Source organism: Enterobacter sp. 198, from assembly GCF_009025585.1.
In the GTDB taxonomy this organism is placed as follows: domain Bacteria; phylum Pseudomonadota; class Gammaproteobacteria; order Enterobacterales; family Enterobacteriaceae; genus Enterobacter; species Enterobacter ludwigii.
Window position 1 is genome coordinate 31,879 of sequence record NZ_WCIM01000005.1, and the last position, 13,569, is coordinate 45,447.

At 56.0% G+C, this 13,569-nt stretch carries 14 protein-coding genes; 5 read left to right on the forward strand and 9 right to left on the reverse strand.

The window, feature by feature from the left end; genetic code table 11:
- The first annotated feature begins 90 nt into the window (after positions 1–90).
- The gene (gene yigI / locus F8561_RS01050) at positions 91–558 is read left to right on the forward strand and encodes an acyl-CoA thioesterase YigI (protein ID WP_014172129.1); all 468 of its coding nucleotides are present in this window, start codon (positions 91–93) and stop codon (positions 556–558) included.
- Positions 559–609: 51 nt separating this feature from the next.
- Positions 610–1,506, forward strand: a complete 897-nt coding sequence (rarD, locus tag F8561_RS01055) for an EamA family transporter RarD (protein ID WP_014172130.1) — start codon at positions 610–612, stop codon at positions 1,504–1,506.
- A gap of 42 nt (positions 1,507–1,548) precedes the next feature.
- Here the strand turns inward: rarD and corA are convergent, their stop codons facing one another.
- The 8 genes from corA to lptM form a co-directional block, all read right to left on the reverse strand.
- Positions 1,549–2,499, reverse strand: coding sequence for a magnesium/cobalt transporter CorA (gene corA, locus F8561_RS01060; protein WP_020882881.1), 951 nt, complete (start codon positions 2,497–2,499; stop codon positions 1,549–1,551).
- A gap of 151 nt (positions 2,500–2,650) precedes the next feature.
- Positions 2,651–2,707 carry a YsgD/CorL family protein gene (gene ysgD / locus F8561_RS24290; protein ID WP_212743980.1) on the reverse strand — a complete coding sequence of 19 codons (57 nt, stop codon included), beginning with the start codon at positions 2,705–2,707 and terminating at the stop codon, positions 2,651–2,653.
- Between the two features lie 149 nt (positions 2,708–2,856).
- The gene (gene uvrD, locus F8561_RS01065) at positions 2,857–5,019 is read right to left on the reverse strand and encodes a DNA helicase II (protein WP_020882882.1); all 2,163 of its coding nucleotides are present in this window, start codon (positions 5,017–5,019) and stop codon (positions 2,857–2,859) included.
- Between the two features lie 80 nt (positions 5,020–5,099).
- On the reverse strand, positions 5,100–5,816 hold the full coding sequence (gene yigB, locus F8561_RS01070) for a 5-amino-6-(5-phospho-D-ribitylamino)uracil phosphatase YigB (RefSeq protein ID WP_151887061.1): 717 nt from the start codon (positions 5,814–5,816) through the stop codon (positions 5,100–5,102).
- Positions 5,816–6,718 (reverse strand): tyrosine recombinase XerC, encoded by a 903-nt coding sequence (gene xerC, locus F8561_RS01075; protein WP_014172134.1) that lies wholly within the window; start codon positions 6,716–6,718, stop codon positions 5,816–5,818. The genes yigB and xerC overlap by 1 nt, the downstream gene beginning before the upstream one ends.
- The gene (locus F8561_RS01080; RefSeq protein ID WP_014172135.1) at positions 6,715–7,422 is read right to left on the reverse strand and encodes a DUF484 domain-containing protein; all 708 of its coding nucleotides are present in this window, start codon (positions 7,420–7,422) and stop codon (positions 6,715–6,717) included. Before F8561_RS01080 ends, xerC begins: the two co-directional genes overlap by 4 nt.
- Positions 7,419–8,243, reverse strand: a complete 825-nt coding sequence (gene dapF / locus F8561_RS01085) for a diaminopimelate epimerase (protein WP_020882883.1) — start codon at positions 8,241–8,243, stop codon at positions 7,419–7,421. The genes F8561_RS01080 and dapF overlap by 4 nt, the downstream gene beginning before the upstream one ends.
- A gap of 35 nt (positions 8,244–8,278) precedes the next feature.
- Positions 8,279–8,482 carry an LPS translocon maturation chaperone LptM gene (gene lptM / locus F8561_RS01090; RefSeq protein ID WP_025202779.1) on the reverse strand — a complete coding sequence of 68 codons (204 nt, stop codon included), beginning with the start codon at positions 8,480–8,482 and terminating at the stop codon, positions 8,279–8,281.
- 135 nt (positions 8,483–8,617) lie between these two features.
- Between lptM and cyaY the strand changes: the two genes are divergently transcribed.
- Positions 8,618–8,938 (forward strand): iron donor protein CyaY, encoded by a 321-nt coding sequence (gene cyaY, locus F8561_RS01095; RefSeq protein ID WP_014172137.1) that lies wholly within the window; start codon positions 8,618–8,620, stop codon positions 8,936–8,938.
- A gap of 43 nt (positions 8,939–8,981) precedes the next feature.
- On the opposite strand, the gene cyaA is transcribed toward cyaY, so the two are convergent.
- Positions 8,982–11,525 carry a class I adenylate cyclase gene (gene cyaA, locus F8561_RS01100; protein ID WP_014172138.1) on the reverse strand — a complete coding sequence of 848 codons (2,544 nt, stop codon included), beginning with the start codon at positions 11,523–11,525 and terminating at the stop codon, positions 8,982–8,984.
- 346 nt (positions 11,526–11,871) lie between these two features.
- Here cyaA and hemC point away from each other — a divergent pair, with 346 nt between their 5' ends.
- Both hemC and hemD read left to right on the forward strand, forming a co-directional pair.
- Entirely contained in the window at positions 11,872–12,813 is a 942-nt protein-coding gene (gene hemC / locus F8561_RS01105; RefSeq protein ID WP_032680091.1) for a hydroxymethylbilane synthase, read from the forward strand.
- Positions 12,810–13,550, forward strand: a complete 741-nt coding sequence (gene hemD, locus F8561_RS01110; protein ID WP_014172140.1) for a uroporphyrinogen-III synthase — start codon at positions 12,810–12,812, stop codon at positions 13,548–13,550. Before hemC ends, hemD begins: the two co-directional genes overlap by 4 nt.
- Positions 13,551–13,569 lie beyond the last annotated feature (19 nt).

The window sequence follows — 13,569 nt, forward strand, 5'->3', positions numbered from 1 at the left end:
CAACTGCTGCATCCTCGTTTCTGAAAGTGGAATTCCTTATTGCTGAAGCATAAAATCAACATTTTATTAACAATAAGGATGTGATGCCTCATGTCAGCCATGCTTACCGCCGAAGAAGCGTTAAAACTCGTGGGCGAGATTTTTGTTTACCATATGCCGTTTAACCGTGCACTGGGTCTGGAACTCGAGCGCTACGAGAAAGCGTTTGCCCAGCTAAGCTTCAACAACCAGCCGATGATGGTAGGCAACTGGGCGCAGAGTATTTTGCATGGCGGGGTGATTGCCTCAGCGCTGGATGTGGCGGCGGGCCTGGTCTGTGTGGGCAGTACGCTGACGCGCCATGACACCATCAATGAAGACGAATTGCGCCAGCGTTTGTCGCGTATGGGCACCATCGATTTACGCGTCGATTACCTGCGTCCCGGGCGCGGAAACCGTTTTACCGCCACCAGCAGCCTGCTGCGCGCGGGGAATAAGGTCGCCGTCGCCCGCGTTGAATTGCATAACGAAGAGCAGGTCTATATCGCCAGCGCAACTGCCACTTATATGGTGGGTTGAAACCCTAAAATCGGGTAAAATTAATTCACTTTTTTGTAACGGATTATCCCGATGGATGCTAAACAAACGCGGCAGGGCGTACTACTCGCCCTTGCCGCTTATTTTATTTGGGGTATCGCACCGGCGTACTTCAAGTTTATCGCTTACGTACCCGCTGACGAGATCCTCACACACCGTGTGATTTGGTCGTTTTTCTTTATGATCGCGCTGATGAGCGTTAGCCGTCAGTGGTCTGGCGTCAAAACGCTGCTGAAAACGCCGAAAAAGGTGTTCCTGCTGGCCCTCTCAGCCGTGCTGATAGGCGGCAACTGGCTGCTCTTTATCTGGGCAGTCAATAACCATCACATGCTCGAAGCGAGCCTGGGCTATTTTATTAATCCCCTGGTCAACATTGTTCTGGGCATGATTTTCCTGGGCGAGCGCTTCCGTCGCATGCAGTGGCTGGCGGTCATCCTCGCTTTTTGCGGCGTGCTGGTTCAACTGTGGACCTTCGGTTCGCTGCCCGTGATCGCTCTGGGCCTGGCGTTCAGCTTTGCGTTTTACGGGCTGGTCCGGAAGAAAATAGCCGTTGAAGCGCAGACCGGGATGCTGTTTGAAACCCTGTGGCTATTGCCGGTCGCGGCGATTTACCTGTTTGGTATTGCCGACAGCGCAACCAGCCATATGGGCAGTAACCCGTTGTCGTTGAATCTGATGCTGATGGCGGCCGGTGTGGTAACCACCATTCCTCTGCTGTGCTTCACCGGTGCCGCAACGCGCCTGCGTCTCTCCACGCTGGGCTTCTTTCAGTACATCGGTCCGACGCTGATGTTCCTGCTGGCAGTGGTGTTTTACGGCGAAGTACCGGGCGCAGATAAGATGGTGACGTTTGCCTTTATCTGGGTGGCGCTGGCGATTTTTGTTGCAGACGCCCTTTATACCCAGCGCAGAACGCGCAAAGGATTGTAAGCGGTAATGAGGCGGGCAGGCACAATGCCACCCGCCTGATGTTTACAGCCAGTTACGGCGCTTGAAGTAGAGGTACGGCGCCAGCCCGGCGAGGATCATAAAGATAATCGCGCCAGGGTAGCCAAAGCTCCACTTAAGCTCCGGCATAAACTCAAAGTTCATCCCGTAGCTCGAGGCCACCAGCGTCGGTGGCAGGAAGACCACCGAGACCACCGAGAAGATCTTGATGATGCGGTTCTGCTCGATATTGATAAAGCCCATCGCTGCCTGCATCAGGAAGTTGACCTTCTGGAACAACGATTCATTGTGCGGCAGCAGGGATTCGATATCGCGCAGGATCTCACGCGCCTGCTCCAGCTGACCGCCCGGCAGACGCGCCTTACGCACCAGGAAGTTCAGCGCGCGCTGGGTATCCATCAGACACAAACGCACCTTCCAGCCGATATCTTCGAGCTCTGCCAGCGTCGAGAGCGCTTCGTCGTATTCATCGCCCTGATGACCTTCCATGATGACGCGGCTCAGCTTTTCCAGGTCGCTGTAGATGTTTTCAATTTCATCCGCCAGCTGTTCGATTTTGGTTTCAAACAGGTCCAGCAGCAGTTCGTAGGCATTACCGTCGACCATCGCCTGGCTACGGGCGCGCATGCGGTAGAGACGAAACGCGGGCAGCTCACGCTCGCGCAGGGTAAACAGGCGACCGTCACGAATGGTAAACGCCACGGTGGAGTTACCTGCGTGATCGTCGGCGTCTTCAAAGAAAAAGAAGGAGTGAATATGCAGACCGTCTTCATCTTCAAAAAAACGAGCAGATGCTTCGATGTCTTCCAGTTCCGGGCGGGTTGCCAGGCTTTGCCCCAGCTCAGATTGTACGCGAAGGCGCTCATCGTCGTCCGGCTCGACCAGATCCACCCATACGGCATCAATGAGGGGCTGTGACTCTTCGGCTTCAAGCCGAGTCAGTCGGTTATTTTCGAGTTGAAATGCGCTCAACATGACCGGGACTCCCAATGCAAAAAATATCGGACAGTTCGGTGGGCACACAGAAACAAATTGGGTTTCAGACCATTAAACAGCCTGACTCAGCGCGACGGGAATAATGCAGGTCGCTGACAACCACTAAGGCCATCAGCAAGAGGAGATAGCCTTAGGAGTTGTTCCTGGATGACAGGGAATTGAGCCAGTATCTACTGGGTGTGTCCAAGGCGAATGTCCTCTTAGCGTAATCGTGCGCGCATGTTACGCCAGCAGTAATAGTGGCGTCAACACGCAACGGAACGCTGAAGGGCATTAATTGACCTTCAACGTATAAGGCTAGCAGATTATTACAAAATAATGATATTTTTCTGAAAGTTACACAGTTTCCAGCCTGGCGTAGGCTGCCACCAGCCATTTGATACCTTGCCCCTGGAACGCCACCTGCAGGCGGCTGTGCTCGCCGCTACCTTCCAGATTGACGATGGTGCCTTCACCAAACTTAGCATGACGCACGCGCTGACCCAGCTTGTAGCCGGTGTCCGTTTCAGCAATCGGCGAGCCCATACGCTGATGGCTGACCGGGCGGCTGATACTGGCGCGCAGGCGCACCTCTTCCACGCACTCTTCCGGCAGTTCGCCGATAAAGCGCGACGGACGGTGATAAACCTCTTTACCGTACAGGCGTCGGGTTTCGGCATAGGTCAGCGTCAGCTTTTGCATCGCGCGCGTCACGCCAACATAGGCCAGACGACGCTCCTCCTCCAGACGCCCACCTTCATCCAGCGACATCTGGCTCGGGAACATCCCCTCTTCCATCCCGACGATAAACACCTGCGGGAACTCCAGACCTTTGGCGGAGTGCAGGGTCATAAGTTGAACCGCATCCTGCCAGGTGTCTGCCTGCCCTTCGCCCGCTTCCAGCGCCGCGTGGGAGAGGAACGCCTGCAGCGGCATCAAATCTTCGTCTTCTTCGTTGTAGCTGAACTGGCGCGTTGCCGTCACCAGTTCCTCTAAGTTCTCAATACGGGTCTGGCCCTTTTCGCCTTTCTCCTGCTCATACATGGTGCGCAGACCGGAGTCTTTAATCACCCGGTCGGTCTGTACGTGCAGAGGCATATCGGCCGTTTCCTGTGCCAGGGCATCAATCAGCTCCAGGAAGCGTTGTAAGGCGCTGGCTGCACGTCCGGCGAGCGCTTTCTCCTGCAACAGCTCGCGGCACGCCTGCCAGAGTGTCAGCTGGCGATCGCGGGAGGCCTGACGCACCACGTCCAGTGTACGGTCACCGATGCCGCGAGTTGGGGTGTTCACCACGCGCTCAAACGCCGCATCGTCATTACGGTTTGCGATCAGACGCAGATACGAGAGCGCGTCTTTGATCTCCTGACGTTCAAAGAAGCGCATGCCGCCGTAAATGCGGTACGGCATACTCACCTGCAGCAACGCCTCTTCCAGCACGCGCGACTGGGCGTTGCTGCGATAGAGAATGGCACACTGCTCCAGCGCGCCGCCGTTGTCCTGCCAGGTTTTAATACGGTTCACCACAAAGCGCGCTTCATCAAGTTCGTTGAATGCGCAGTAGATAGAGATCGGTTCACCGTCAACGCCATCGGTCCACAGCTTTTTACCGAGACGCCCGTTGTTGTTCTCAATCAGGGCGTTGGCGGCGCTCAGAATGTTGCTGGTCGAACGGTAGTTCTGCTCCAGACGGATGGTCTGAGCACCGGGGAAATCATTGAGGAAGCGCTGAATGTTTTCCACCTGCGCCCCACGCCAGCCATAGATGGACTGATCGTCATCACCGACGATCATCACCTTGCCGGTATCACCGGCCAGCAGGCGGATCCATGCATACTGGATGTTGTTGGTATCCTGGAATTCGTCCACCAGAATATTGGTGAAGCGTTCACGATAGTGCTGCAGGATATGCGGTTTGTTGAGCCACAGCTCATGCGCACGCAGCAGCAGCTCAGCAAAGTCCACCAGACCAGCGCGATCGCACGCCTCCTGGTAGGCTTTATAAACGTTTTGCCAGGTTTGCTCGACCGGGTTGCCGAAGCTCTGGATATGGTGCGGACGCAGCCCTTCGTCTTTCTGGCCGTTGATGTACCACATTGCCTGACGCGGCGGCCACTGCTTCTCGTCGAGATTCATCGCCTTGATAAGACGCTTCAGCAGACGCAGCTGATCTTCGCTGTCGAGGATCTGGAAATCCTGCGGCAGGTTAGCATCCATATGGTGCGCCCGCAGCAGGCGATGCGCCAGCCCGTGGAAAGTCCCCACCCACATGCCGCCCTGGCTGGTGCCCATCAGCTGTGCGATTCGGTGGCGCATCTCTGCCGCCGCCTTGTTGGTAAACGTCACCGCCATAATGGAGTACGGCGAGCAGTTTTCCACGCTCTGCAGCCACGCAATACGGTGTACCAGCACGCGTGTCTTACCACTGCCCGCCCCAGCCAGCACCAGCATGTTGGTGCGCGAAGCGGCAACCGCGTCACGCTGTTTGTCATTAAGGCTGTCGAGCAGGTAAGAAACGTCCATTGGCACCGTCACGTAATGTCAGGCAGGCGAATGTGATTCCTTCGCCAAAACCCTGTTAATTTATACAGAACAATTGATGATTATATCAGCGTCGTGAGGGATGCCAACCGTGAAATTTCCACGTGCGGCAGAAGACGGCTGTCCGGCGTTGTCATCAGGTCAGCGTTTTCCGGCTTGATCCAGCAGGCCTGCATGCCGCAGCGGATCGCCCCGGCCACGTCCGTGGTCAGGTCATCACCCACATGCAACATTTCGCCGAGCGACAGGTTCAGTTTTTCCGCCGCCAGGTGATACATATCGTTAAACGGTTTCGAGCGCCCGTGCGGGCCCGCGCGCAGCACAAACTCAAAATAATCGCCAAGACCAAACAGCTCAGGCTGGGCATTGCCATTGGTAATCGCCACCAGCGGCCACTTCTCTGCCAGCGCGGCCAGCGTATCGTGGGTTTCCTGTGGCACATCAATACGGCTGCGCCATTTGGCGAAGTTTTCCATGGACGCTTCAGCCCCTATCGCCGCATCACGCGCGCTCATGCCAACATTCAGCATCGCCTGCTCAACCGCACGTCGACGCCATTCGGTCACGTCATGGTAAATGTCCGGCTCGGTCTCCCGCAGGGACTGACGCAGCTGCTGGAAGTCCTTGTTCTGCATCGTCTTCAGCGCCGGGTGATAGTTCTGCACAAACGCCAGCGACTCCTGCTCGGTACGCAGGATCACCTGGCGGTTATCATAAAGGGTGTCATCAAGGTCAAAGGTAAGGGCTGAAATCTGACCCAGTGGGCGGTAAAAACGCATTATTTCCCCCGTTTGGCGCGTGGATGCGCCGCGTCATACACCGAGGCAAGGTGCTGGAAGTCTAAGTGGGTATAAATTTGGGTGGTGGACAAATTCGCGTGGCCGAGCAGTTCCTGCACGCCGCGCAGATCGCCGCTTGATTCAAGCATGTGGGTCGCAAAAGAGTGGCGCAGCTTGTGCGGGTGAACATGGCTGTTCAGCCCCTGCTTAATGCCCCACTCCGCAAAACGCTTCTGCACGTTACGCGCCGAGATCCGCTTGCCGAGTTTCGACAGGAACAGCGCATCTTCTTCCGCGCCAAACAGCCCGCGCAGGTCAAGCCAGTGCTCAATCCAGGCGACAGCGTTGCGACCAATCGGCAGGCGGCGCTCTTTGCTGCCCTTGCCCATCACCCACACTTCGCCGGTGTCCAGATCGAGATGTTTTATATCGAGATTGACCAGTTCAGACAGACGCAGTCCAGCACCGTACATCACCTCCAGCATCGCGCGGTCACGCACCGCCAGCGGATCGTTAAGATCGATATCCAGCAGGCGATTGACATCATCGACGTCGATATTTTTAGGCAGATGACGCGGTGCTTTTGGCGTGGCAATGCCTTTCGCCGGGTTGGCTTTAAGGCTGCCCTGGCTCACCAGCCAGTCGAAGAAACTGCGCAGGGCAGAGAGCCTGAGCGCCAGACTCGCCGGGCCTAACCCTTTCCTGCGGCTACGCACGACGACGCCACGAACCGTCGCAGCGTCACATTGTTGCCAGCTTTTCAGGCCGATTTCATCGGCAATCTGCATGATGGCATCAAGCTGACGCTGATAGTTCAGCAGCGTTATGGGGCTAAGCTGACGTTCAACTCCCAGGTAGCGCAGAAAGCGCGCGACGTCAGTGGCAAGAAGTCCGTCCGTCATACGCGCTCAATCCAGCGCTCCAGCAGCTCAGGCAGCATCAGGGCGATCTCCTGCAACAGGTGCGTACCTTGCCCCTGCTCATAGTGATGTGCGTCGCGACTGGTAAATAACATCACGCCTAAGTCGCCATCGCGCCCCATCAATGACATGGCCACCGAGCCAATCGCTTTGGCTTCTGGCAATACCACCAGCAATTCTGGTCCGTTCAGCGGCCCCAGATAGTGATGTTGATGACCCAGGCGCTGAATACGTAGCGGCTCAAACGCCTGACGGCTCAGCGCCAGATGGGTGAAACCAGACGGTGCACCAATGCGCCAGCGGTCGGGGAAGAGACGAAGGGTTGCGCCTGCAAGCCCCAGTTCTCGCGCCCAGCGGTGGAAACGGCTGAGAAACTCGTCAAGGCTGTGGGCCGAGGCCAGACGCGCCTGCAGATGCAGCAGTCGATAGAACAGGCTTTCGTTATTGTTCGCCTGTTCCATGAGCAGCGTCATGTTCTCTTCAAGCTGATTGATGTGGTTGCGCGCGCGAGCCATGTGCCATTCGACCAGCGACACGGTCCCGCGCACCGGATGCGGCACGCGCATCTGTTCGACAAGACGTGCATTGCGAATAAAAAACGCGGGATTGTTCAGCAGATAATCAACAACAGCACTGTCGTCCAGTTCCGTCACCGTTTCCTGCAGTTCTTCCCCTGGTTGCTTCATAGATGGATAAACCCGTCATAGACATGTACCGCCGGGCCAGTCATAAACAGCGGATGACCCGGTCCTTTCCAGGCGATATCAAGACGACCGCCTGGTAACTCCACGCGAACCTCTTCTGCCAGTAACCCCTGAGCGATGCCGACGGCCACTGCCGCGCAGGCACCGCTTCCGCAGGCCTGGGTTTCGCCCGCGCCGCGTTCATACACCCGCAGACGGATGTGTTCACGCTTCACCACCTGCATAAAACCAATGTTCGCGCGTTCCGGAAAGCGTTCATGGCTTTCCAGCACCGGGCCGAGGGTTTCAACGGCGGCGGTCTCCACATCATCAACCTGAATCACGCAGTGCGGGTTTCCCATCGAGACGACGCCACACAATACTGTCTGCTCGGCCGCACGCATAATATAGGTCTTTTCCGCTTTGTTTGCGCGAAACGGCACGGCGGAAGGTTCAAAGTTCGGCTCGCCCATATTCACGCGAACCAGATCGTCATCGGTGACGCTGAGCACCATGCGACCATTCGCGGTACTGACGCGGATATCGCGCTTGTTCGTCAGCCCTTTCAGGCGGACAAAGCGGGCAAAACAGCGCGCACCGTTGCCGCACTGGGAGACTTCACTGCCGTCAGCGTTAAAAATACGGTAGTGGAAATCGAGGTCAGGATCGTACGGCGGCTCAACCACCAGCAGCTGATCGAACCCCACGCCCAGATGCCGATCCGCCAGGCGGCGGATCAGTTCCGGGGAGAAAAAGACATTCTGCGTTACCGCGTCGACGACCATAAAATCGTTGCCAAGGCCATGCATCTTAGAGAACTGCATCATTCGCTCCATTGCGCGGGTACAGAACGTAATCGTCAGAGATTAACCTGAGTCGGACCACCATTATTGCCACGATCGTTCGTGTCTGGCGTGGAAGACTCAATACCGCTTTGCACAGGTTTCGTCGGCGGCGGCGCCGTTTTATCCGCTGGCGGGAAGTAAAGCGGTCCCTTCAGTCCACAGCCCGTCAGACTAAACAGCGTGATGAGAACGGCAAGCGTTCGGAAAACGTTTTTCATTATAAAGTTGCCCGTAAGTTCAAATCTGTTTCTATCATCGCAGGAGAAGACACAAAAGCAAGAGTTTGCCGCTTTCCTGCAACGGGAATTATTTAGCGTTATACTGCCGGCATCACGAAAAACAGGAACAAAACCATGAACGACAGTGAATTCCATCGCCTTGCAGACACCTTATGGATGACCATCGAAGAGCGGCTTGACGACTGGGACGGCGACAGCGATATCGATTGTGAGATCAACGGCGGCATTCTGACCCTGAGCTTCGAAAACGGCAGCAAAATTATTATTAACCGCCAGGAGCCGCTTCACCAGGTCTGGCTGGCCGCCAAACAGGGTGGCTACCATTTCGATCTGAAAGAGGGCGAATGGGTGTGTGACCGTAGCGGCGAAACGTTCTGGGATCTGCTGGAACAGGCGGCGACCGCGCAGGCAGGCGAAGACGTGCGTTTTCGTTGAGTCTGTTTTGCCCGGTGGTGCGCTGCATACCGGGCAAAAACTGTCAGGAGAAATACTGCTGCAACAGCGGGGTAGTGTCCTGGCTGGCGGGAACCGCTGGCGTAACGGCCTGCGTACGGAACGGAATCACCTGCGAACGTCCGTCTACATTCACAATCTGGTAGAACTGCGGCAGGTTAAAGTTGATGAAGCTGGAGCCGTAGGTAAAGCGGTCATGTGAGGACGAATAGAAGCGGCTGACGTCGCGCACCAGCTCCTCTTTACTGCCTTCACAGTGGTGATAAACCTCAGCGCGGTTCGTCTCATCCAGGATGTAGATGTTGAAACCGGCGTCGTCACCCGACTCTTCAAAGAAGAACTGAATAATCCCTTCGCTCGCAAAGCCATCCACGACCTGTGGCAGTTTCACGTGGTTGGTTTCCACCTGCACTGACAGGCCATGCAGCTTGTTGTGCGAAATGGCGCCGTAGAACTCGATGGCGTTTTCCAGCTTCTGTACTGAAACATTCAGGCGCTCGAAGAACAGGCCCCAGGTCTGTCCGGAGACGCGCAGCGCTTTAAAGCGACCGGTTTCCTGACGGGTACTGGAGAGGCGCAGTTCGATGCACTCTGAAACCAGCTGCTGCACACGGGTACGGATCAGACCGCGCAAATGCTGGCTATAGCAGAACACCTCAACGCTGTCCGGCGGCGCAGCGTCCTGGTGCATCTTGCCGAGAATCGTTTTCAGCGCTTCGATCATCGCCTGCTCGCCGTTGAAGTGAAGAGTACGCACTTCGTTCCACGAGTTGCGGTACAGCAGGTCTACGCTGCCCACCAGGCAGTTTTGCTGCTCGCCAAAGCTAAAGACATCCAGCTTGCGGAAATCAAAATGGACCACCTGATTGCGGAAGGCCGCCGTCGGGTCATATTCCAGGTTGACGATGATCGCCAGATGGCGAATTTCACACGGACTGTAGAGCGCTTTTGGCGTCGGTGCCGGCAGACGCAGCGGGAAGTGGTGGGAGACATCCGCCACCATCTCCTGCAGTTTGGCTAAATCGACAACCTCGTTGCCTTTGATAAACAGCCGGGTACGCGAGGTCAGCAGGCCGTTGAACCAGGCCCAGGCCACCAGCTTGTTCAGGTAGCGGTTATATTCCAGCGGCTGATGGCTGATGATCGAGTCCATGCTTGGCGCACGGTTGTACAGGTACCACCCGGTGCGGTTTGCGCGGCCCGGCGGCACATAGATAAAGGTCAGGTTCGGTTCTGACAGGTCCGGTGAAATCTGCGGGTTAACCAGCGTGACTTTACCCGGCAATGCTTCAAACGCCGCATACAGTTTACGCGTCAACACCCCGATGTCCTGCGGGCTGGCGGAAACGCTGAGATTGTTACGACGCGCAAAGCGGATAAGGTTGCGGTAGCTTTGCATCATGGCATCGAGCAGTTCGTTGTGCGCTTCACGCACCTGATCGATTTTCCAGTTGGCGCGGTTATCAAGCATCGACAGACGTTCTTCGTCCCATCCCCACTCTTTCACCAACTGACTGACCACTTCACGACGCCAGCCCACGCATGCGCGTTCGCGGCTGAGTTTTTCACAGACTTTGAGGTAGAAACATCGACGCACCAGATCGAGACGCGTGGTGTCATCAATGGCTTTCAGGTATTCGGTGACGCGTTCAAGCATCATGCAGTAAGCATCCAGCCCGTAGGAGACAATTTCTCCGTCGTGCAGACGCTGTTTGATATCTTTCGCCAGCAAACGCGGCGTGGGGTATTCCCAGGAATAGGCTTCCAGCAGCAGGGTTTTCAGCACGGCCTTATACGGCGAATCAATGCTTTTATAGAGCTGCCAGAGGCTCGCGCCAAAGTACTCTTCGGCGGAAAGCGAACTGAGGCCACCCAGATCCAGCCATTCATTTGGTGTCAGCACACCCTGGGAGTACAACGACATTACGTAATCGTCGTAATGCTCTTCTTCGTCGCACGGCACCATATTCCACAGAATACGCTTACCGGCCAGGCGAACGGCAGTACGGTAAAACTCGTCCAGCAGTAAGATGTGCTGGGTTGAGCCGCAGTCTTCACCACCCAGACTGCCACTTTCGTTATGACGGAAACGGTTTTCATCAATCAGGAAGAAACTGACTTCCACGCCAAGCGACGCGGCCCAGCTTTCCAGTAGGCTGCACTTTCGTTGCAGCAGCTGACGCTCGTCGTTATCGAGCCAGGACTGATGACAGACCCAGATGTCCAGGTCCGAAGAACAGCTTTGCCCAACCGAGGAGGTGCTGCCCATGGTGTAAACGCCTGTAATCGGCAGTTCACCTTTCGGTGATTCCTGCGGCGGCATGCCACGGTAGAGTTCAAGTTCGGTCAGGTAGTGTTGTTGGGTTTCATCAGGCGTGAAAAGACAGATGCCTCTGGGAACGTTACCGTCAAGGTAGCCAGGCATCAGCGGATGGTGATAGTGCAATAATGTCGGCAGAAGACTGTATACCTGCTGGAAAGCAGGGCCCATAGCAGCAAGCGCGCGATCGACACGCAGTTGGTTTATGGCATCCAGTCTCTGTTTCAGAGTCTCAATATAGAGGTACAAGACGTATCGCCTGATGTTTCCGGGTGTCGCACGCTATTCAAAACAGAAATAACAGCGGACCCGCAGTATTACAAAAAGAGAACCGTTACCTTTTTTCGCCCTTATCATTATGGTGGTACCGACGAAAAAATGGTCTAAAACGTGATCAATTTAACACCTTGCCGGTTGACCGTAAAGAAAGATGCGCTACATACAGTGTAGCACCGTTCTGTACGTGTAAATTCCTTAATACGGCTGTGGCTGACGAGAACCCCGCCCTGTCCCTCTCTTCTTCATCACCGTAAAACTGCCATCCCAGAGTCAACAATGTTAGGATGGTTAGCGATTGATAATGACGGTAACAAGCATGTTAGACAATGTTTTGAGAATTGCCACACGCCAAAGCCCTCTTGCGCTCTGGCAGGCACATTATGTTAAGCAGCGCCTTGAAGCCTGCCACAGTGGATTGTGCGTCGAGCTGGTGCCGATGGTCACGCGCGGTGACGTGATCCTTGATACGCCACTGGCTAAAGTGGGCGGCAAGGGCCTGTTTGTCAAAGAACTGGAACTGGCATTGCTTGAGAACCGCGCCGATATCGCCGTACATTCGATGAAAGATGTGCCCGTCGAGTTCCCGGAAGGGCTGGGGCTGGTGACCATTTGCGAGCGTGAAGATCCGCGCGATGCGTTTGTCTCCAATCACTATGATTCGCTCGATGCGTTGCCAGAAGGCAGCGTGGTTGGCACGTCCAGTTTACGTCGTCAGTGCCAGCTGGCAGAACGTCGTCCGGACCTGATCATTCGTTCGCTGCGCGGTAACGTTGGTACGCGTCTGAGCAAGTTGGATAACGGCGATTACGATGCCATTATCCTCGCGGTTGCGGGTCTGAAGCGCCTGGGGCTGACGTCGCGCATTCGCGTCGCGTTGCCGCCTGAGCTGTCGCTGCCGGCCGTGGGTCAGGGGGCCGTCGGCATTGAATGCCGTCTGGATGATGAGCGTACCCGCACGCTGCTTGCCCCGCTGAACCATGATGAGACCGCTATCCGCGTTAACGCCGAGCGCGCCATGAACACCCGCCTCGAAGGAGGGTGTCAGGTGCCGATTGGCAGCTATGCTGAATTAATTAACGGTGAACTGTGGCTGCGAGCGCTGGTTGGCGCACCGGACGGTTCACAGATGGTCCGCGGCGAACGTCGCGGTAAAGCGCAAGATGCCGAACAGCTTGGCGTGTCGCTGGCAGAAGAGCTGCTGGATAACGGCGCCCGTGAGATCCTGGCCGAGGTTTATAATGGAGAGCCCCCTGCATGAGTATTCTTGTCACCCGCCCTTCTCCCGCAGGAGAGCAATTAGTGAGCCGTCTGCGCGCACTGGGGCAGGTGGCCTGGAGTTTTCCGCTCATTGAATTCTCCCCCGGTCGGGAGCTGTCCGCGCTTGCCGACCATATGAATACCCTCCAGCAGGGCGACTTGCTGTTTGCGCTGTCGCAACATGCGGTGGAATTTGCCCAGGCACAGCTGCAACAGCAGGGTCTTAACTGGCCAACCGCTCCTCACTATTTTGCGATTGGTCGTACAACGGCACTGGCGCTGCATACCGTAAGCGGAACAGACGTTCGTTACCCGTTAGATCGGGAAATCAGCGAAGTCTTGCTACAATTACCTGAATTACAAACTATTGCCGGAAAGCGTGCACTCATTTTACGCGGTAACGGCGGGCGCGAACTGTTGGGTGAAACGCTACGTGAACGCGGGGCTGAGGTCACGTTCTGCGAATGCTATCAGCGTTGTGCAAAACATTACGATGGTGCGGAAGAGGCGATGCGCTGGCATATGCGCGGCATTACGACCCTGGTGGTGACCAGCGGTGAAATGCTGCAGCAGCTCTGGTCGCTTGTGCCCCTTTGGTATCGTGAAAACTGGTTACTCCACTGCCGGCTTCTGGTCGTCAGTGAGCGTCTGGCGAACCAGGCCCGGGAACTGGGCTGGCAAGATATTCGGATCGCTGATAACGCTGACAACGATGCGCTGCTGCGCGCATTACAATAACTCTCATAATGGGAAGCCA